Source organism: Janthinobacterium sp. UMAB-60, assembly GCF_900095235.1.
Classification (GTDB): Bacteria; Pseudomonadota; Gammaproteobacteria; order Burkholderiales; family Burkholderiaceae_D; genus Janthinobacterium.
Window position 1 is genome coordinate 191006 of the sequence record NZ_LT607488.1, and the last position, 19936, is coordinate 210941.

Sequence of the window (19936 nt, forward strand, 5' to 3'; positions counted from 1 at the left end):
GTGGGCGCGATTCTGGCCATCAAGCAGCGTAGAGGCATAAAATTGCTTTATGATACGAAGAACGAATAAATGACCCCGCGCAGGGTAGCGCCGTGCGGCCTGCGTCGAGTGACGTTGTTCAACATTGTCATGGCTCCCCCGTAGCGCCAGTATCCGTGCGATCGCACCAACAAACCTGATGAATCAATGACAGCCAACGCATTTCATAACATTTCCCAGATTGAAGCGAGCCTGTGGGAAGCTGCCGACCAGCTTCGCGCCAACTCCAAGCTGACCAGCAGCGAATACTGTATGCCCGTGTTGGGCGTGATTTTTTTGCGCCATGCAAGCAACCGTTACCAGTCAGCTTTGATCGCGATACACGCGGATCAGGCTGCCGGGACCATGCCCAAACGGCCCTTGTCCAAGGCCGATTTCATCAAGCGCCGCGCGCTGATGTTGCCCGAAGCCGCGCGCTACGATACGCTGCTCCAGTTACCGTCCGGCGCCAGCCTTGGGACTGCGCTGGTCGAGGCAATGGATGCGATCGAGGCTGACTTTCCGCCCCTGGTTGGCCAACTGCCACGTGACTACGACCGTTTCGAGAACAAGCTGCTCGAAGACTTGCTGCGCAGCTTCGATTCTGAAGCCTTGCGAAACGCGACCGGTGACGTGTTCGGCCGCATTTACGAATACTTTTTGATGAAATTCGCGATGCAAGGCGCGCAAGACAACGGCGAATTCTTCACGCCGCCGTCGCTCGTGCAAACGCTGGTCAACGTCATCGAACCCGATCACGGTGTCGTCGCCGATCTAGCCTGCGGCTCGGGTGGCATGTTCGTGCAAAGCAGCCATTTCATCGAAGATGAAGGGCTAGACACGATGAAGCGCGTCACCTTCTACGGCCAGGAAAAAACCGCCACCACCATCCGTCTGGCCAAGATGAATCTGGCGGTGCATGGGCTGGAAGGCGACATTCTGGAAGCGAACACCTTCTACGACGACCTGCACCGCCTGCAGGATGGTCGGCCACTGTGGGGCAACTGCGATTTCATGATGGCTAACCCGCCATTCAACGTGGATATGGTCGATGCCGAGCGCGTCAAGAGCGACCGCCGCCTGCCGTTTGGCCTGCCCGGCGTCAACAAAGACAAGAACGTCTCCAACGGCAATTACCTGTGGATTTCGTACTTTCACAGCTACCTGTCCGCCACTGGCCGCGCCGGTTTCGTGATGTCGTCGCAAGCGAGCAGCGCAGGTCACGGCGAAAAGGAGGTGCGGCGCAAACTGGTGGAAACCGGCGACGTCGATGTGATGATATCGATCCGCTCAAACTTTTTCTATACGCGTACTGTGCCGTGCGAGCTGTGGCACTTTGACCGCGCCAAGCCAGCCGACCGCAAGGATCAGGTGCTGATGTTGGATGCGCGCAATGTGTTTCGCAAGGTGACGCGCAAGATTTACGATTTTTCGCCCGAACAGCAAGCCAATCTGGCCGCCATCGTTTGGCTGTACCGTGGCCAGCAACTGCGGTATCTGGGCCGGGTGCAGGATTATGTGTTCAGACTTGCCGCCGACGCTGCCGCCATCGCCCCCGCGCTCGACGTATTTGAAAAGGGAATGGTCGATGCACTACTTCCTTTGACCGCATTTGGCACGGCAGTCGAAGACCTCTCTGCGCTGACCGCCCAACAAAAGCAGACGTTGACCGGCGCCTTGACCGAGCACGGCGCCACACTCCAGGCGTACATCGATGATCGCGTCGCACTGGTGGAACAACTTGCGGCCTTTTGCCAGCAAGTGGCCAACCCGCCTCAGAGCAATACAGCCCAGCATCTCGCCAGAAAAACCTTCGATCCTTTGGTGAAATTGGCTCATGGCCTGATCAAGCAGATCGACTTGCTGTACAAGCTGACGGCCAGCGCCGCGCAACTGGCGCAAGAATTGGCGTCCCATGAAGGCGCTGCCGAATTTTTCGACCGACGCGCGGTCAACAAGGGTATCCGGCAACTCGACGATGAACGCAAATCGGCCGTCGAACAGTTGAAGGCGTGCGCCTATCTGCACCGTCAGATCGCCTGGTTGCAAGACCGTTTTCCGAATGCCGAAATGCAGGACGTGCCGGGCCTGTGCAAGGTCGTTACCCGTGCTGAGATTGAAGCAGCCGACTGGAGCCTGACTCCCGGCCGCTTCGTCGGCGTGGCCCCGGTCGAGGTCAATGACGATTTCGACTTCGAGCAAGAGATGGCGGACATCCACCTCGAATTGGCGGATCTGAACCGCGAATCAGTGGAACTGGCGTTGAAGATCCAGCAGAACTTCGGGGAGTTGGGGGTATGACGCAATGGACTAAAAAGCCTCTAGGCGAAGTAGCTGAATTGTGTCTTGGTAAGATGTTGGATGAGAAAAAAAATAAAGGGGAATTGCTTCCCTATCTAGCAAACGTCAATGTACGCTGGGGTAATTTCGATTTTGATTTCGAAAATCAACGGCAGATGCGGTTTGCGCACAACGAGATGGATCGTTATGGGTTGAGGCGTGGTGATATTGTGATGTGCGAAGGGGGGGAACCAGGGCGATGCGCGATTTGGCAAGAGACCACGCCAGGAATGATGATTCAAAAGGCGTTACATCGGATTCGACCCTATAGATGCATCGATCATCGCTATCTGTTCTATTTTTTTCTTCATACAGGGCGTATTGGCGGTTTCGCACCATTTTTCACGGGTGCCACAATCAAACACCTTCCAAAGCAGAGCTTAGCTAAGGTTGAGATCGAATATCCTCAATTGCACATACAGGAGAGGATAGCTGACATCCTTTCCGTCTACGACCACTTGATCGAAAACAACCGTCGCCGCATGACCTTGCTTGAAGATTCGGGCCGATTACTCTACAACGAATGGTTTGTCCGTCTGCGCTTCCCTGGTTACGAACACGTCAGCATCGTCGATGGCGTACCGCAGGGTTGGGATAAGAAAACGTTGGGAGAAACCATCACTCTTAACTATGGTAAGGCTTTGAAAGCTGAAATGCGAATCGAAGGAGAGTACCCAGTCTATGGCTCCAGCGGGATCGTGGGCACTCACGAAAAGCCTTTAGTTACCGGTCCTGCAATTATCTTGGGACGCAAAGGAAACGTGGGAAGCGTGTATTGGGCGAGCAAGAGTTTTTACCCTATCGACACAGTTTATTACGTCGATGCCGAAAGTAGTAGCCTGTATCTTTTCTACGCACTGAAGCATATGCATTTCATCAGCACAGATGTGGCTGTTCCCGGCCTGAATCGTGAATTTGCATATAGTCGAGCGTTGTTGCATCCACCGGCAACTTTGTTGCGGACGTTTCACGAAACAGTCGAAGCAATTCATGCTCAGTTGGATAAGCTGAATGAATCCAATCAAAAGCTGCGTGCCGCCCGCGACCTGCTTCTGCCGCGCCTGATGAGCGGGGAGCTCGCCGCATGACCACCGAAGATCAGCATACTGACCTCAAATCGCTGCGCACCGTCATCGGCAAGACGGCCGATTGGGAATCGTTGGCAAAGGATTGCGTGTGCTTTGCCAATGGGGCCGGCGGTCGGTTGCTGATCGGGATCGAAGATGGCGAGACCCTGCCGCCCGCCGGACAGGTGGTGCCGCCGGACGCGCTAAACCGCTTGCGCAAACGCATCGGCGAACTGTCGGTGAATGTGCAGGCGCTACCCAGCTTGCAACGCGCGGCCAATGGCGCCGAGTTTATCGAACTGGTGATTGAGCGTTCGCCAGGCGTCGCATCTACCAGCGACGGGCGTTATTTTCTGCGGGTCGGCGACACTTGCCAGCCGGTGCTGGGTGACGATGTGCTACGCCTGGCGAACGAGCGACCGGGCCGCCCTTGGGAGGTGATGGACAGCGGCGTGCCGCTTGCGGCGACCGATGCCGTCAAACTGGCGCGCTTTGTTCAAGGCATCCGTGACGCCGACCGGGTCAAGGAATCGGTGAAGGAAAAAAGCGCCGACGAATTGCTGCTCCACTACGGCCTGGCCAGTCCGTTGAATGCATCCAGCGAGGCCAGCGCTGGCACGCTGACCCGCCTTGGCGTGCTGCTGCTGGGAACGCCAAGCGACCGGCGTTCCTTGGGCACGGCGCCATTGGTGCAGGCGATCAAGTATGACGATCAGGGCCATAAAATCAACAAGTGGACCTGGGATGACTGTGCGCTGTCGCCGGTCGAACTGGTCGATTCGATCTGGCGCGACGTGCCGGATTTTCGCGAAAGCTATGAGGTGGCTGAGGGCTTGTATAGACGCAACGTGGCCGCATTTGATGAAAAGGTGGTGCGCGAATTGCTGGTCAATGCGCTGGTGCATCGGCCTTACACGCAGCAGGGCGACATTTATCTCCTTCTGCATCCAGATCGGATGGAAATCGTGAATCCCGGCCGCCTGCCGCTGGGTGTGACTCCACGCAATATATTGCATGCGAGCCGGCGCCGCAATGAAGGTCTGGCGCGGGTGTTTCACGACCTTGGATTGATGGAGCGCGAAGGCAGCGGCTTCGATTTGATTTATGACCGTCTGTTGTCGCAAGGCCGCCCGGCCCCGGTGCCGGAAGAGGGCGCCGACTGGGTGAAAGTGACGATCCAGCGCCGCATCGAAAAGCCGCAGGTAATGCGATTGCTGACCGAAGCCGATGCGCGCTTTCACCTGACGCAGCGCGAACGCATCACACTGGGCATATTGGCACAGACCGAGGGCATGTCTGCGCGCGAATTGGGCGCTGCGCTGGAGACCAGTGGTTTCGATGAGGTTGCCGTGTGGCTTGGACGTTTGCCGAACCTTGCCCTGGTGCAAAGTTCCGGACGCACGCAGGGTACGCGCTATTTTGTGGACCCAAGTTTGCTGCGCGGAGCCGCCTTGAAGCTGCCAACGACCTTGCTGCGCATTGAGCCGCACCGTTTGATGGAGTTGATTCGCGAGGATTTGCGGCGTTATCCCGATTCAAAGATTGGTGAAATCAGTGAGCGCATCGGCGCAGAGGTCAACCGCTCGCAACTCAAACGGGCCTTGGCGCAACTGGTGGCGCAGGCTGTGGTGGCGATGGAGGGCCAGCGCAATGGGGCGCGCTACCGGCTCAGCGGGGCCAAATGATGCTGCCGTATTTGGCTCGCATTCGCCTGAATCGACGGCGACTGACATCGGGGCGTGCGCCAAATGGCGTCGATTTGTCATAAAGAAATCATGCAACTGATTGTTTTATAAAGACTTTTATTTTTTAATGCGCAAGACCTGTGACTGCGGATTGAACCAAATCCGAGCCAATCGACGAACCAATAGAGGAATCGACGAACGTATATGGCCTACACCGACATCAACAGCGAGGACCGCCTGGTACAGGCTACCTTTGCCGATCATCTGGAAAAAGAGCTCGGCTGGGACAGCGTGTATGCGTGGAATCAGGAAACGTTTGGCCCGGATGGTACCCTCGGCCGTGCCAGCGTGCGCGATGTGGTGCTGGAGCGCGACCTGCGAACGGCGCTGACCAAACTCAATCCGCAACTGCCAACCAGCGCCATCGATGAGGCCATCGTCAAGCTAACCCACCACGATTTTTCGCGCACGCTGCTGCAGCACAATCAGGCGTTTTACAAGCTGATACAAGGCGGCGTGCCAATCAGCTATCGAGACAAGCAAGGCCAGCTTTGCCATGCGCAGGCGACCGTGATCGATTTCCGTCATGCGGTCAACAATCGTTTTCTGGTGGTGCGCGAGCTCAAGCTGACCGGCCTGCGTACGCCCAATTACAATCGCCGCCCCGATCTGGTGTGCTTTGTGAATGGCCTGCCGCTGGTGCTCATTGAACTGAAAGCTGTCTACAAAAACATCCGTGCGGGTTTTGATGGCAATCTGCGCGACTATATGGACGAAAACGTCATCGCCCATGCATTTCACCACAACGCATTCCTGATCGTCAGCAACGGCGACAACGCGCGCTTCGGTTCGATCACCAGTTCCTGGGAACATTTCGGCGAGTGGAAGCGCCTGAGCGAAAACGACGTTGGCAGCCTGGCCGCCGAAGTGATGCTGAACGGCATGTTGGCAAAGGAACGCTTGCTCGACATCGTGGAAAATTTCATCTTGTTCGACGGCAGCAAGGCAGGCGCTGTGCGCAAGGTGGTGGCACGCAACCATCAGTTGCTGGGTGTGAATCAAGCGGTCGCTGCTGTGGTGCGACAGGAAGAACTGAAACGCCAGTTTCCTCCAGTTGAGCGTTTCAAGCGTCGGCTGATCGAGATGCCAGCACAGAAGACCGAGGGCACGCAGGAATCTGCAGCGCTCTACCCGATGGTCGCACAAGCGGCGGAAGATTATCTGGTGCAGACGAGCCCGGATCGACCACTGCAAACCCGCACTCTGGAGCTTATCGAACCAGCCCACCCCGACCTCGGCAGACTGGGCGTGGTGTGGCATACGCAGGGCAGCGGAAAATCGTATTCAATGGCGTTCTTCGCCGAGAAGGTGCGCCGCACCGTGCCGGGCAACTTCACCTTTGTGCTGATGACGGACCGAGAAGATCTGGACAGCCAGATTTACAAGACCTTTGTCGGCTGTGGCGTGGCCGACGATCAGACTCCACGCGCCGGATCGGGCCAAGCGCTGGAGCAATTGCTCAAGCAAAACCACCGCTATGTATTTAGCATGATTTACAAGTTCAACCAGGAAGTGAAACACGATGAACCCTACAGCAGCCGGGATGACATCATTGTGGTCTCGGATGAGGCGCATCGCACCCAGTCCGGCAAACTGGCGCGCAACATGCGCATGGCGCTGCCCTTTGCGTCATTCATCGGCTTCACCGGTACGCCCTTGTTCAAAGACGATGAGCTCACCAAGCGTATTTTTGGCGACTATGTATCGCGCTACGATTTCAAGCGCAGCGTCGACGACGGCGCCACGGTCAAGCTGGTCTATGACAATCGCGGTGAGAAACTGGGGATTGCGCGGCTGGATTTGAATGACAAGATCGTTGCCGCCATCGATGCCGCGACGCTGGACGCGGATCAAACCACTCTGCTGGAAAAATTGCTTGGCCGCGACTACGAAATTATTACCGCCGACGAACGCCTGGACAAAGTGGCGACGGATTTTGTCGAGCATTGCAGCACGCGCTGGGAAGCCGGAAAGGCCATGCTGGTGTGCATAGACAAGATCACCTGCGCGCGCATGATGCTGCTGATTGAACCGAAATGGAAGGCCAAGGCGCTTGCTGTGCGTGAGCACGCCGACGCCAAGCTGGCCGCCATCGACGCCAGCAGCGATGACGAGGAGCGCCAAATTCTGCATGCGCAGCGCGACATGCTGCGGGCAAAAGCCGACTGGATGGATGAGACGATCATTGAGCTCATCATCAGCGAAGCACAGAACGAAGTAGCCGACTTCAAGAAGTGGAAGTTCGACATCATCCCGCATCGCGCCCGGATGAAGCAGGGATTTGAGACGTCCGATGGCAAGTGCATCGATGTGGAGTCGGCATTCAAGAATCCCCAGCACCGGTTCCGGGTGGCGGTGGTGTGCGCAATGTGGCTCACTGGCTTCGATGTCGAATGCCTGTCCACGCTGTACATCGACAAACCGATGCGCGCGCACACGCTGATGCAAGCAATTGCCCGCGCCAACAGGGTCTATCCAGGCAAGGACTTCGGTCTGATCGTCGACTACAACGGCATGTTGAAAAGCCTGCGCGAAGCCTTGGCGCAATATGCGTTGGGTGACGGTGCCGGCACAGCTGACATCGTCGCGCCACTGGAGGAGCGCGTGCACGCGTTGGCTGATGCGCTGGCGGTCACGGAGGCGTATTTGCGCGGCCTGGGCTTCGATCCTTTGACATTGATTGGCACCAAGGGATTTGCACGAATCACTGGCCTGGCTGATGGCGTGGATGCGGTCTATACCAATGACGAATCCAGGCGCCGCTACGGAATTCTGGCGCGGGTCGTGTTCAGCCGATTCAAGGCATTGCTGGTGGAACCATCCGCACTTGCTTACGCCGAGCGCCATGACAATCTGGAAGCCATCTACAAGAAGTTGAGCGAACGGCGCGATACGGCCGATGTAAGCGCGTTGTTGCAGGTGCTGCACCGCATCGTCAATCAGGCGATTGCATCGGTGGCTCCCGGCGCGGATCAGGCGGCTGGCAAGACGGTCGATCTCTCGCAGATCAACATGGAGAAATTGCGCGACGAATTCAATAAAAAAGCGAAGCGCAAGGCCACCGTGATCGAAGACATCCGCCACATCGTCGAAGAAAAGCTGGCCCAGATGCTGGGGCGTAATCCGCTGCGCATGAATTACGAAAAGAAATACCAGGAGATCATCGCCGCCTATAACCAGGATAAGGACCGGGCCACGATCGAAGACACCTTCGCGCAACTGCTCGACCTGGCCAACGGCCTCGATGCAGAGCAGCGCCGCGCCGTCGAAGAAGGCTTGAGCGAAGCGCAGCTCGCGTTGTTTGATCTAGTGCAGCGCGATGATCTTTCAAAGACGGAACGGGAACGCATCAAGCAAGCGAGTCGTGAATTGCTGACCGGCGTCTTGAAGGTGATCGCGCCGCTGGATCGATGGACCGAGAAAGAGCAGACCCAGGCGGAAGTGGAAACCTTCATTCTGGATCGCATCTATCAGGAACTGCCTGAGCCGCCGTACTCATCAAGCGACAAGCAACTTGTGGCGGCGCTTGTGTATCAACACGTTTGGCAACAGAGCCTGGGTGGGCAGTTCATCCAGACGGATATTCAATAAACGGGGTTGATGTTGCCGGAAGGGTTTTAACCAGGCGGGTCTTGACAGACCAGCCGAGTCTTCTGTTCGTTGACCGTCAGGCCCAGTTTGGACATCAAGTGCCGCATCGTCACCATCGCCTCCTGCCCCATGCCGGGGCGGCACAGGAGCACGAAGTCGTCCGCGTAGTTGACTACTTCAGCTTGTAGCCGCCGCGCATGTCCACCGAGGTACCACGCCAACATGAAACGACGGAAGTATAGGTTCGCCAACAGCGGGGAGATAACGTCTCCTTGCGGTGTGCCGCGATTGGTGTCCCTTGCCACCGTCGTGCGAGTTTCCCGCCCGTGTGGTCCCGTTCGACAACGGGGGTATCAAGCCACTGGCGTATGATCGCCAGCACCGTCCCATCGGCAATCCGCCGCGCAACACAGCGCAGCAGGCGACCGTGAGGGATCATGTTGAAATAATCAGCGAGGTCGGCATCCACCACTTCGCGCGCTCCCCTATCGGCGATGCCGTAATGAATGCGCCGCAGTGCCATCTTGGCGTCCATGCCTTCGCGGAAGCCATACTGCCATGGGAACAGGTCGCCATCGAAGATGGGACCGATCACGAGCAGAACGGCCATCTGCGCCACACGGTCGCGGACGGTTGGAAAGCCCAGCGGACGTTGTTCGCCATTTGCTTTGGGAATCCATACACGCAGTAGGGGCGCGCACCGATACGACTTGGTGCGCAGCTCCTGCTTTAATCTTTGCAGCCAGCTCGCCAGCCCATACCTTCGCCGTCTGGCGGCGCCTGCTTGACCGCAGCCTGCATTGCCCTTGGTGGGTAGGCAGGGGGGTAGTACTGAAAAATGAATAATTTTTCATAGTAGTGTTCTACGGACACCGTCTCCGCCAGAATCAAACAAAAAAGCCTCCCCTGCGGGAGGCTTTTTTGTTTGTCTGGACGGAACGGTGGGATTCGGAGAGGGTTGGGCCGTGCCGGCCCAACCCTCTCCGAATCGCCCAACCACCGCGCTCCGCGCGGCACGTTGGCCGCGCAGCGGCCAACGCCGTCCCCTCATCTCAGGCACTAGCGGCAAGCGCATGCGCCGTTCTCTGCCCCTGCGATAGATTCTTTTCCTCCATCCCTCCCAACTCCACTTAAAAAGTTGCATAATAAACAAATTCTGCGCAGAAATTTCATACTGGCCAGCACGGCCTATGTCAGCGGCATTGACGGCATGGTCCGGACAACCGAGGCGATACGCACATGCAGCTGCTTCGCCAAGTCAAACTGTCGCGCCGGCTGGCCTTGTTGGTCGCCATCTTTTCGCTGGGCCTGATCGTGTATGGCGGCTGGTCGCTGCGCGTGCTGCACGAATTGAAGGTCAACGGGCCCGTGTACCAGCGCATCGTGCAGGGCAAGGACCTGGTGGCCGACGTGCTGCCGCCGCCGGAATACATCCTCGAATCCTACCTGGTCGAACGCCTGCAGGCCTTGAAGGCCGAGTACGACACGCGCCATCAGTTCTGGCGCGCCCAGGATATCGATCGCGATATCGCCGAGGCCTTGCTGACGCAGGCGCATGCTCCGGCAATGGCTTTCTATGGGACGGCATTCACGCGCTTCATCCCTGCGCTACGGGGGCCAGGATGTCGTTCGGCATGGCGTTTCGTGGACGTTGCCGCGCTATGGCGCGCGGGCCGCTGCCGTGGCTTGCTTGTCGCACGTCGCCAGGGTGCCTGTGCAGGCGGAAAACGCTTCCAGATAGCTGATGGTTTTCTCGTACTCCTCGATCAGATAGCGTAGCTGATAGGCCACGTCGCCAGATTCGCCCGTGCCTTTGTCCCGCAGCCTGTACATATCTTTCAAAAAGCGTTTTTTTCGCAGCAGTTCCGCAGCCAGGCGCGCCTTGCGCTCGGCGGCCGGTGGCAGCGGATACGGCTTGCCATTGATGGATCTGACGCCCTCGGGCGCCAGATCCAGGTCTTTGCCGGGGGGACGAAATTCCACGCTCATTGTGCCATCCGCCCGCACCAGTATCAGCAGTTCGTCGGCGTCGCTGTTGGCTGGCAAGGTCAGGGCCAGCACTTCAGGCTTGCCCTTGGGCAGCCAGCGATATTCGAGCTTGACCTGCAACGGCGCGGCGGCCTGCGCCGGCAGGTAGAAGCAGCAGCTGGCGGCGCTGCTCATGTAAGGACTCAGGGGATCGGTATCGACAGCGTTGTCGGGATTGCCGACGGAACTGATGCCCACCTGAATCATGCGCGGGCTGTAGTTCAAGGTGCTGACCGATACCTTGCGCTCACCGGCGCCGGGCGTGTACGCGTGCCGGCCCCGTTCCCCGCGCTCGTCGTGGCCCGCCAGGAGCGGCCGGTGGAACAGGGGGGTAATGCCGAAGCTCGCGATATTGCTGATATAGCCGGTATCGGACGGGCCGACGCGCGAGTCGCTGTTGCCCGGCGTGTGGTAGAGGTAGCCGATCTCGTCCAGCGATAGCGCGCTGACCATGCGGCCCTGCTGAAACAGTGGCGGCGACGCATAGCTGTCGCTGTCGCCCATGACTTTAGCGTAGATGGGGCCTGTCCATGGTCCGTGGCCGGCAAAGCGCGCGAGCACCACGTACTCGCCCAGTAGCGGTTTGACTTTCAGGACATCCTTGGTCTCGCCGGTGACAGGGTCGATGATGGAGTAAATGCCCGGAAAGGGATTGGTGGCGACACGCGACAGCGTGGGCAGGGCAAAGCAGAGTCCGGCAACCACGGCGATGCCGGTGGCGATGACGGTGGTGGCGCTGGTAGCTTTCATGCGCCGGGACCTTTCCCTTGCATTCTGCAGAACGCCACCAGGTCGGCCGGATAGAAGGGCGCGCCGCGATAGCCGCTGTCGTCGATATCGAGCACGCAGGTGATGGCGGCCGCTTCCCAGGACCAGTAGCCCCGGAATGAGGTGTCGCGCTGGTGGCTGTCGTAATAGGGCTCGCGGCGGCTGGCCTCATACCATTGCTGCAGATAAGCGTGCATCAGCGCGGGACGGGCATCTTTGTCTGCCGCGAATATCTTGAGTGTATTGAAGTAGGGCAGATGGCGCGTGCATTTTGGCCAGGCGGCATCCCTGCCGGCGACGAAGCATGCCAGCAGCCGCTCCAGCAAGCCATCCTTTTCATGGTTATTGAAATCGATGACGGGCGCCAGCCGGGGCAGCAAGCTGCCGCAGCCCAGCAAAATGCCGAGGCAGACCATGCGGTTGACCTGTTCGTAGCCGTCGCCGGGCAGGGCGAAGTGGGGAAATCCCTGTTCGGCTTCGCCGGCCTGAGCATCAAATGCCATGTCATAGCGGGCAAACGCCAGCCAGTAACCGAGTATCGTGGGATACGACGCGCGCAACTCGTCCAGCGGGTGCCCGGCGCTGTAGGCGAGGGCCAACTGGTCGACGCCATCCCAGGCCCGCTCACGCGTGGCCGTCATGAAATTTTCTGGTGGAATATGTTGCAGCACGTGCGCCGGCTGTTGCAAGCCGGCTGCCACCATGTCGTAGCACTCGTCCTGGCTTTCCTTGCTTTCAAGGTAGATGGCGTAGGACAGCCGCGCTTCCCTGCGCCGGGTCAAAAAATCCTGTTCGTTCAGCGTCTGCATTCTTGTCCCTTGCTGATTATGGTTGCGGTCATGCAACTTCACTGGTGTAGCGCGCTTCCTTGCGTAGCCGTCGCGCATGGTCGACCAGATCCCTGGGGTACACCAGATGCCCGGCCTGGCTATCGTCCAGCTCGAGCAGGAAAACCGTCGCCCCCGCTTCGAATGCCCAGTAGCCGTAATAAGGTGCGTAACCTGCGTCCCTGACTCTCAAATGGCCGTCATGCCAGCGTGGATGATGTCGCATGGCCGGATACCACTGTTTCAGGTATTTCTGGAGCAGGGCCAAGGTAGCTTCCTCATCCTCCTCATAGAACACTCGCAGCAGGGTGTCATAGGGCTTGGCGATGATGCAGGCGTCGAGTGCTTGTCCATCCTCCACATATCCGTCGATCAATTGCTCGAACAGGCCATCGCGGTCACGGTGGCTGCGCAGCACGTGGATGATGCGCAGCACCGAGCGCTGATCGCGCAGCAGGATGGCAATGCTGAGCAGTTGCAAGGTGTCCTGGTAGTCGGACAGGATGGAAAAGTCTGGCGCGCCAAAGTAGGCGTACGGCCCGTAATCTGGAAACTCAAGCGCCGCTTCCCGCTGACTGACCTGGTCGACCGTATTCCATTCTTCAAATTTGTCCACGATGCCAGCGATGCGCGGCGCCAGGGCCTCGATGGACTCGCCCGCCGTGTAGTCGAGCATCCAGAGCCAGAGCAGTTCCAGATATAAAAAATGATGAATGGAAGCATTTTCCAGCGCTGAGTCGGCGACTTTTTTATGTTCCAGTCTTCCTGCAATCAGCGCAAATTGATTGTTGCGCGTTTTGACATACAGTTCTTCATCCAGAAATTGCTGGCGGCGCCGTTCGTGAAATGGCAAATCTTCCATGCCTGGATTCCTTTTTCGGGTGAAACTGGTCACGTGCTGGTGTGACGGTTTTCTGCGCGTAATTTTCGGGCATAGTCAACGAGGTCCCTGGGATAGACCATATGGTTGATGCCGTCGTCGTCGACATCAAAAACAAAGACCATTGCGCCGGCTTCAAAGGCCCAATAACCATAATAGGGTGCGTAGCCTTCCTCGCTGATGCGCAGATGGCCGTCGTGCCAGCGCGGATGCTGTTTCATGGCCGGGTACCATTGCCGTAAATACTTCTCGATCAGCATGCGTGCCGCACCTTCGTCGTCTGCATGAACTGCCTGCAGCAAGGTAGCGTAGGGTTTTGCAAACATGCAAGTGTCGAGCTCCATCGCATCGTCCACATACGCGCCAATCAACTGTTCGAACAGGCCGTCTTGCCCACGGTGGCTGCGTAATATTCGGATAAGGCGCCTGACCGAGCGTTGATCGCGTAATAATATGGCGATGCTTAATAATTGCAAGGTATCTGCATAATCGGAAAAATCCCCGAAATTCGTCGCCGCCCTGTATTTGTATGGGCCATATTCAGGATACTGCGACAGCGTTTCCTGTTGATGTTGCTGGTCGACTTCGTTCCATTGCGAAAATCTGTCCACGATGCCTGATAGCCGTGGTGCAAGTTCTTCGATAGGCACGCCGGCGGTGTAATCGAGCATCCAGATCCAGAAATTTTCGAGATATAAGAAATAGTGCGCCAAACTGCTATCTCCAGCGGATGCAGCCAATTCCTTGTTTTTCAGCTGAACCTGTAGCAGGGCACGTGAATTTTCCAGGGTTTTTTCATATTGATCCTGATCAAGGAATTGTTGGCGACGACGAACGTTGAATGGCGTATTTCCCATGCTATTCGCCGGCTTTTCGTTTTGCCGATGGATTCGCCGATGGATTCGTATACAGGCTGGTATAGCGGCCTTCTCTGCGTAATTGGCGCGCATAGTCGACCAGCTCCCTGGGGTACACCAGATGCCCGGCCTGGCTATCGTCCAGGTCGAGCAGGAAAACCGTCGCCCCCGCTTCGAATGCCCAGTAGCCGTAGTAGCCGGCATAGCCTTCCTCGCTGATATTGAGATGCTCGTTGTACCAGCGCGGATGATGTTTCATGGCCGGATACCATTGTTTCAGGTATTTCTGGAGCAGGGCCAAGGTAGCTTCCTCATCCTCCTCATAGAACACTTGCAGCAGGGTGTCATAGGGCCTGGCGATGATGCAGGCGTCGAGTGCTTGTCCATCCTCCACATATCCGTCGATCAATTGCTCGAACAGGCCATCGCGGCCACGATGGCTGCGCAGCACGTGGATGATGCGCAGTACCGAACGCTGATCGCGCAGCAGGATCGCAATGCTCAGCAGTTGCAAGGTGTCCTGATAGTCGGACAGGATGTAAAACTCTGGTGCTCCCTGATATTCGTAGGGTCCAAACTCTGGAAACTCAAGCGCCGCATCCTGCTGATAGAGTTGATCGACCGCATTCCATTCTTCAAACTTATCCACGATGCCCGCGATGCGCGGCGCCAGCGCATCAATCGGCTCGCCAGCCGTATAGTCGAGCATCCAGATCCAGAGCAGTTCCAGATACAAAAAATGATGAACGGAGGCATTCTCCTGCGTTGTTTCGGCGACTTTTTTGTTTTCCAGTCCTCCTGCAATCAGCGCAAATTGATTGTTGCGCGTTTTGACATACAGTTCTTCACCAAGAAATTGCTGGCGGCGCCGCTCGATGAATGGGCGATTGTTCATCTTGTCTGGCCGCCGTCGTGATCGACGCGTAAGGAAGATGCGCTTGCATGGAGAAATGCGGACATTGTCTGGAACTCCGTGTGGTGAGGTAAACGTATCGGCAGTTGATGTAATGACTTGTTTGCAAGATTACACACCAGAAATAATGATCGAACAAGCGCGATTCAATTGAATCGTGTGCCAGAAAGAAATATTCAAAGTAGCTACCATGAGCGACTCGATGGCGTGCCGCAGGTGTTTTCGGCCGTCATCGTCTTTTTACGTGAACAGGAGCAAGCATGAGCAAGATGAAATACGCGGCCGCCGCGGCCTTATGTGCCAGCCTGTCGCCCGCCATGGCGGCGTCCACCCCGGCCGCACCGCCGTTCCTCGATGTGCTCGTCTATCAGTACGCCAATTGCGTCAAACCTGCCTACCATCAGGCCGACCTGCTGGTACAGGACGGGACGGGGCGCTACCAGATCGACGTCAAAGGCGAGGCCTACACGGTCGAACTGCAGGAACGCATGGGCTTTTCGCTGCAGGCGGGCATAGGCGGTCCCGTGGCGGCCGTCGTCAAGCTGGACCGGCCACCCAAGGGCCAGTTCGCGGAGCAGGCGCGCTGGCGCGAACGCTGGCTGCGCGACGTGGCCGAGCGCAGCGGCGTGGCGCTGGACGAACGCGCGCTTGCGGGCGGCGCGCGCCTGCTGACCGTCAACAAGGGCGAGATCAAGGGTAATTATGTAGGCCAGTCCCTGCTGATCGATCCGGCACGGCAGTTGTTCATTGACCTGGCCTGGCCGAACACGCTGGACATCTATCGCGGCCCTGATGCCCTGCGGCAGGTGCGCGAAGTGCAGGACGACGTCTGGCAACGCCTGCTGTCCTGCCCGCCCGCCGCGTGACGCCGGCGGCCAGCGCATACCCCTGCTGCGCGCATGTGCATGCTCAAATAATAATGATTCTCATTTATAATTCGTATCCATGGGGTAGCGATGGGAGGGTATGATGGGCAGTGTGTATGGCAACGAGGACGCGATCGCGCATGAGCATCGCGTGCTGATGGGCGAGTATGGGCGGGCGCAGGCGCGTTGCAGTGCGCAGCTGGCCGCGCAGGCGGCGCGCATCGCGCAGCTGGAGTCGGAATTGATGCGCGCGCGGGCGCGGGTCGTGATCCGCGATACGCAGCTGGCGCTGGCGCGCGACGCACTGGCTGATCTGGCGGCCAGCGTGCCGGGCTTGCCGACGCGTGCCCGGCTGGCGCGCAAGGTCGAGTGGCTCAGCGAGCGCGTGCAGGACCTGATGCGCGAGTTGTTGCGCCTGCAGTGGCTGCCCGTGCCAGCCTTGCAGGCCGACGTGCGCGAAAAAGCCGTGCTGTATGTGGGCAGCTGTTTGACCCGCGATGCGGGCCAGGCTGCGGATGGCGCGCATAGGGCGCAGCAGGCCGTCGAGCAGGCCGGCGGTCGCTTCCTGCACCATGCTGGCGGCGACGATGACGCCGACGACGTGGCGGCGCTGGAGGCGGGTCTGGTGGCGGCCGACCTGGTGATTTGCCAGACGGGCTGCGTCAGCCACGACGCCTACTGGCGCGTGCATGACCATTGCAAGCGCACGGGCAAGCAGTGCGTGCTGGTGGACCAGCCGCAAGCCATGCATTTCGTGCGCAGGGAAGCACTGGCCGGCTGAGGCTCCAGCCGGGTATGTATACGTTCCCCAGCACCTTCAGGTAACACGATTCTTCGCATGATCCGCCGCTTTCTATGCGCCTGCGAGGCGCGCAGTCCCCTTTCATCCCTTCGGTTCGGTCGATAGTGCAAAGCCCAAGTCGTACCCGGCTCAATAACTACTGCTATTTTGTCCCTCTCCCCGAGGGTGGGGCACTTCAGATTGCTCTGCATCAAGCGACACCTTGCTCATGTGAAACACAATAGATGCTCGGTCCGCTTTTATCTTCCTCACACAAGTCCTGGAGTCCATATGCCTAAATCCACGCATGTCGTCCAATTGTCGAGCTTTGTGTTCCTGTTGTGCGTCATCCTGCTGTCTGTACCGGCTTCGGCCATCGCCGCGCCCCCATCGCTGCAGGCCATGGCGCAGCAGTTTAGTACCTGCGCGCAACCATCTTTTCAATCAGGCGAAATGCTTGACGAAGGCGTTACCGGCTTTGGTATCGACCTTGATGGCGATCGCTATTGGGTGGCGGTGATGGACAGGGTCGTATTGCCTTTGCAAGCCAGCCGTGACGCGCCGCCAGTGGCGACGCTAAGGCTGGACCGTCCCGTCGTTGAGGAGTTTCAGGAACAAATGGTGTGGCGCCAGCGCTTGTTACAGCATACGGCGAGCCTCATGGACGTTCCTGTGCAAGAGACGCCACTGGCTGACGGTGCTCGCTTGTTGACGGCAAATAAAAAAATACTCAAAGGGAAATACGCAGGCCTGTCGTTGATTGTCGATCAGAAGCGCCAATTATTTGTCCAGATCGAATGGACCCGACTGCCCAGCTACACGACTATGCGGGAAGCTACTACGATGCAAGAGGCTGTGTTGGCGCGTTTGCGAACCTGCTTGCCTAAAGTCTGATTGTGACGGAAGCCGATGGGGCGCCGCGCGGAAGCTGGCCAGCACAGTTGTCGATATCTCGCTGTCGGACTATCCGCAACGCCGCCTGTTCATGCCGTGGACTGGACGCACTGGCCGCTTCCTGAGCCCGGATTAACGCACGCTTAATCCGCATGGGGCACAATGGCCGTCCATTCGACGTGATAGAGAGCGCCCATGCTGTCCCTGCAAATCGGCCCCCTGGCTTTGCCCACGGGCCTGGTCCTGCTGTTCGTTTCCCTGTGCGTCGCCTATGGCGTGGCATGGTGGCTGCGGCGCTACCGCCAACTGCCCGACGCCGGCCCCCTCGTTTCCGACCTGCTGATCGCCGGCCTGCTGGCGGCGCGCCTGGCGTTCGTGCTGCGCTGGCATGAACAATACCTGGCGGCTCCCTGGTCCATTTTGAATATCCGCGACGGCGGCTTCCTGGCGCCGGCCGGCGTCGCCGCCGCGCTGGCCATCGCCGCGTGGCGCTGCCGGCGTCCCGCCATGGCGGCCATGCGCCGACCGCTGGCCATCAGCGTGGCGTCCGGCGCGCTGGCCTGGGGCGTGTTGAGCGCAGGGCTGGGGCTGGCGTATGACAAGCCGACAGCCTTGCCGGCCGTGGCCCTGCAGGCGCTCGACGGCGCGCCAACGACCCTGGCGGCGCTGGCCGGCGGCAAGCCGATGGTGGTCAACCTGTGGGCCGGCTGGTGCCCGCCATGCCGGCGCGAAATGCCCGTGCTGGCCGCCGCGCAGCAGGCGCGCGCCGATATCGTTTTCGTGTATGCGAACCAGCGCGAGGATGCGGCGGCCGCCAGCGCTTTTCTGGACAGCAGCGGCGTCACCCTGCGCAATGTGGTGCTCGACAGCGCGGCGGCGCTGGGCAAGGCGGCCGGTTCCTCGGCCCTGCCCACCACCCTGTTTTATGACGCGCAGGGGCGCCTGGTCGATACCCACCTGGGCGAATTGTCCGATGCCTCGCTGGCCAGCAAGCTGCAAAAAATCGCGCGGCCCGGTTCTCTCTGATAGTATACCCCCCTATAGTATTTATCGAGGGTGAAAGCATGGGACACACGGCGCGCAACAAGACCAAGCTGCTGAACAGGATCAAACGCATCAGGGGACAGGTGGAGGGCCTGGAGCGGGGCCTGGAAGAGGGCCGCGACTGCGGCGAAGTGCTGCAGCTGATCGCCGCCGTGCGCGGCGCCGTGAATGGCCTGATGGCCGAAGTGATCGAAGAGCACTTGCGCGAGCACGTGGCCAGTCCCGACCTTGCCAGCGACGAGCGTACCAGGGGCGCCGACGACATCGCCGCCATCCTGCGCACCTACCTCAAATAATTCATCGGAGAGATCAGCATGAAACTGCAACATATCGAGGAAGACCTGTCCGCCTGGCAGCACGAACACGTCTTTGGCGGGGCCAGCGACAAGGCGGAACGCCGCGCGCGCATCGTCATGTGGATCACCCTGGCCACCATGGTGCTGGAAATCGTCGCCGGCTGGTGGTACAACTCCATGGCCCTGCTGGCCGATGGCTGGCATATGAGTTCGCACGCGCTGGCCATCGGCCTGGCCGCGTTTGCGTATGCGGCGGCGCGCCGCTATGCGCGCGACCCCCGCTTTGCCTTCGGCACGTGGAAGATCGAGGTATTGGCCGGTTACACCAGCGCCATCCTGCTGCTGGGAGTGGCCGTGCTGATGGTGTTCGCTTCCGTCGAGCGTCTGTTGTCGCCGCAGCCCATCCACTATCCGCAGGCGATGGCGGTGGCGGCTCTCGGCCTGGCTGTCAACCTGGTGTGCGCGCTGATCCTCGGCGGCCACCACGACCATGATCACCACCATGGCCACGAGCATCACGACCATCATGATCACCACGGCCACGGCGAAGACCTGAACATGAAAGCCGCCTACATCCACGTGCTGGCCGACGCCGCCACGTCCGTGCTGGCCATCGTTGCGCTGGGCGGCGCATGGGCTTATGGCTGGCAGTGGCTCGATCCCGTAATGGGCATCGTCGGTGCCGTGCTGGTGGCGCTGTGGGCGAAAAAGCTGATGCGCGAGACGGGCAAGGTCTTGCTGGACCGCGAGATGGACCATCCCGTGGTGGACGAAATCCGCGAGGCGGTGGAAGTGGAAAGCGCCGGCGACACGCCACGCATCGTCGACCTGCACGTGTGGCGGGTCGGCAAGCAGCTGTATTCGTGCGCCTTGTCCGTCGTCAGCCGCGATGCCGCATTGACGGCCGCCCAGCTGCGCGCGCGCATCGGCATCCACGAGGAAATTGTCCACAGCACCATCGAGATTATTCGCCGGCCTTGACAATGATGGCGAAAAAGCACGCTGATGCGGGGCGTAGGCA

18 protein-coding genes are annotated in these 19936 nt (G+C 59.0%); 11 read left to right on the top strand and 7 right to left on the bottom strand.

Translation table 11 applies throughout. From position 1 onward, the window contains the following. Window positions 1-186 precede the first annotated feature (186 nt). The 4 genes from K0F86_RS13540 (at window position 187) to K0F86_RS13555 (ending at window position 8761) form a co-directional block, all read left to right on the top strand. Window positions 187-2319, top strand: a complete 2133-nt coding sequence (locus K0F86_RS13540) for a class I SAM-dependent DNA methyltransferase (RefSeq protein ID WP_219134847.1) — start codon at window positions 187-189, stop codon at window positions 2317-2319. Beyond that, window positions 2316-3446: a restriction endonuclease subunit S gene (locus tag K0F86_RS13545; RefSeq protein WP_219134848.1), complete on the top strand. Its 1131-nt coding sequence runs from the start codon at window positions 2316-2318 to the stop codon at window positions 3444-3446. The genes K0F86_RS13540 and K0F86_RS13545 overlap by 4 nt, the downstream gene beginning before the upstream one ends. Further along, entirely contained in the window at window positions 3443-5110 is a 1668-nt protein-coding gene (locus K0F86_RS13550; protein WP_219134849.1) for an ATP-binding protein, read from the top strand. The genes K0F86_RS13545 and K0F86_RS13550 overlap by 4 nt, the downstream gene beginning before the upstream one ends. 204 nt (window positions 5111-5314) lie before the next feature. Then, window positions 5315-8761, top strand: coding sequence for a type I restriction endonuclease subunit R (locus K0F86_RS13555; RefSeq protein ID WP_219134850.1), 3447 nt, complete (start codon window positions 5315-5317; stop codon window positions 8759-8761). 26 nt (window positions 8762-8787) lie between these two features. Here the strand turns inward: K0F86_RS13555 and K0F86_RS27940 are convergent, their stop codons facing one another. Together K0F86_RS27940 and K0F86_RS13565 are read right to left on the bottom strand one after the other, a co-directional pair. Continuing rightward, window positions 8788-8985 carry a hypothetical protein gene (locus K0F86_RS27940; protein WP_374197289.1) on the bottom strand — a complete coding sequence of 66 codons (198 nt, stop codon included), beginning with the start codon at window positions 8983-8985 and terminating at the stop codon, window positions 8788-8790. Then, entirely contained in the window at window positions 8934-9608 is a 675-nt protein-coding gene (locus K0F86_RS13565; RefSeq protein ID WP_306823199.1) for a reverse transcriptase domain-containing protein, read from the bottom strand. Before K0F86_RS13565 ends, K0F86_RS27940 begins: the two co-directional genes overlap by 52 nt. 392 nt (window positions 9609-10000) lie before the next feature. Here K0F86_RS13565 and K0F86_RS13570 point away from each other — a divergent pair, with 392 nt between their 5' ends. Next, window positions 10001-10540: a hypothetical protein gene (locus K0F86_RS13570; protein WP_219134852.1), complete on the top strand. Its 540-nt coding sequence runs from the start codon at window positions 10001-10003 to the stop codon at window positions 10538-10540. Here the strand turns inward: K0F86_RS13570 and K0F86_RS13575 are convergent. The 5 genes from K0F86_RS13575 to K0F86_RS13595 are packed head-to-tail and all read right to left on the bottom strand — an operon-like array spanning window position 10421 to window position 15016. Beyond that, a complete protein-coding gene (locus K0F86_RS13575) occupies window positions 10421-11539 on the bottom strand; it encodes a hypothetical protein (protein ID WP_219134853.1) in 1119 nt (372 codons plus the stop codon). The two genes, K0F86_RS13570 and K0F86_RS13575, sit on opposite strands and share 120 nt — an antisense overlap. Further along, on the bottom strand, window positions 11536-12366 hold the full coding sequence (locus K0F86_RS13580; RefSeq protein ID WP_219134854.1) for a PoNe immunity protein domain-containing protein: 831 nt from the start codon (window positions 12364-12366) through the stop codon (window positions 11536-11538). The genes K0F86_RS13575 and K0F86_RS13580 overlap by 4 nt, the downstream gene beginning before the upstream one ends. Before the next feature lie 28 nt (window positions 12367-12394). After that, window positions 12395-13246 carry a PoNe immunity protein domain-containing protein gene (locus K0F86_RS13585; protein ID WP_219134855.1) on the bottom strand — a complete coding sequence of 284 codons (852 nt, stop codon included), beginning with the start codon at window positions 13244-13246 and terminating at the stop codon, window positions 12395-12397. A 29-nt stretch (window positions 13247-13275) separates the two neighbouring features. Then, complete coding sequence (locus tag K0F86_RS13590) at window positions 13276-14121, bottom strand: PoNe immunity protein domain-containing protein (RefSeq protein ID WP_219134856.1); 846 nt, start codon at window positions 14119-14121, stop codon at window positions 13276-13278. Window position 14122: 1 nt separating this feature from the next. Continuing rightward, window positions 14123-15016, bottom strand: coding sequence for a PoNe immunity protein domain-containing protein (locus K0F86_RS13595; protein WP_219134857.1), 894 nt, complete (start codon window positions 15014-15016; stop codon window positions 14123-14125). Window positions 15017-15294: 278 nt separating this feature from the next. Here K0F86_RS13595 and K0F86_RS13600 point away from each other — a divergent pair, with 278 nt between their 5' ends. The 6 genes from K0F86_RS13600 to dmeF all read left to right on the top strand — a co-directional run bounded on the left by K0F86_RS13600 (window position 15295) and on the right by dmeF (window position 19896). Continuing rightward, a complete protein-coding gene (locus tag K0F86_RS13600; protein ID WP_219134858.1) occupies window positions 15295-15900 on the top strand; it encodes a hypothetical protein in 606 nt (201 codons plus the stop codon). Between the two features lie 244 nt (window positions 15901-16144). Continuing rightward, complete coding sequence (locus K0F86_RS13605; protein WP_257572156.1) at window positions 16145-16681, top strand: DUF2325 domain-containing protein; 537 nt, start codon at window positions 16145-16147, stop codon at window positions 16679-16681. A 291-nt stretch (window positions 16682-16972) separates the two neighbouring features. Then, window positions 16973-17575, top strand: coding sequence for a hypothetical protein (locus K0F86_RS13610; RefSeq protein WP_219134859.1), 603 nt, complete (start codon window positions 16973-16975; stop codon window positions 17573-17575). A gap of 195 nt (window positions 17576-17770) precedes the next feature. Beyond that, entirely contained in the window at window positions 17771-18601 is an 831-nt protein-coding gene (locus K0F86_RS13615; RefSeq protein ID WP_219134860.1) for a TlpA disulfide reductase family protein, read from the top strand. A gap of 38 nt (window positions 18602-18639) precedes the next feature. After that, window positions 18640-18915, top strand: coding sequence for a metal/formaldehyde-sensitive transcriptional repressor (locus tag K0F86_RS13620; RefSeq protein ID WP_219134861.1), 276 nt, complete (start codon window positions 18640-18642; stop codon window positions 18913-18915). Between the two features lie 18 nt (window positions 18916-18933). After that, the gene (gene dmeF / locus K0F86_RS13625; RefSeq protein ID WP_219134862.1) at window positions 18934-19896 is read left to right on the top strand and encodes a CDF family Co(II)/Ni(II) efflux transporter DmeF; all 963 of its coding nucleotides are present in this window, start codon (window positions 18934-18936) and stop codon (window positions 19894-19896) included. The last annotated feature ends 40 nt before the right edge of the window (window positions 19897-19936 follow it).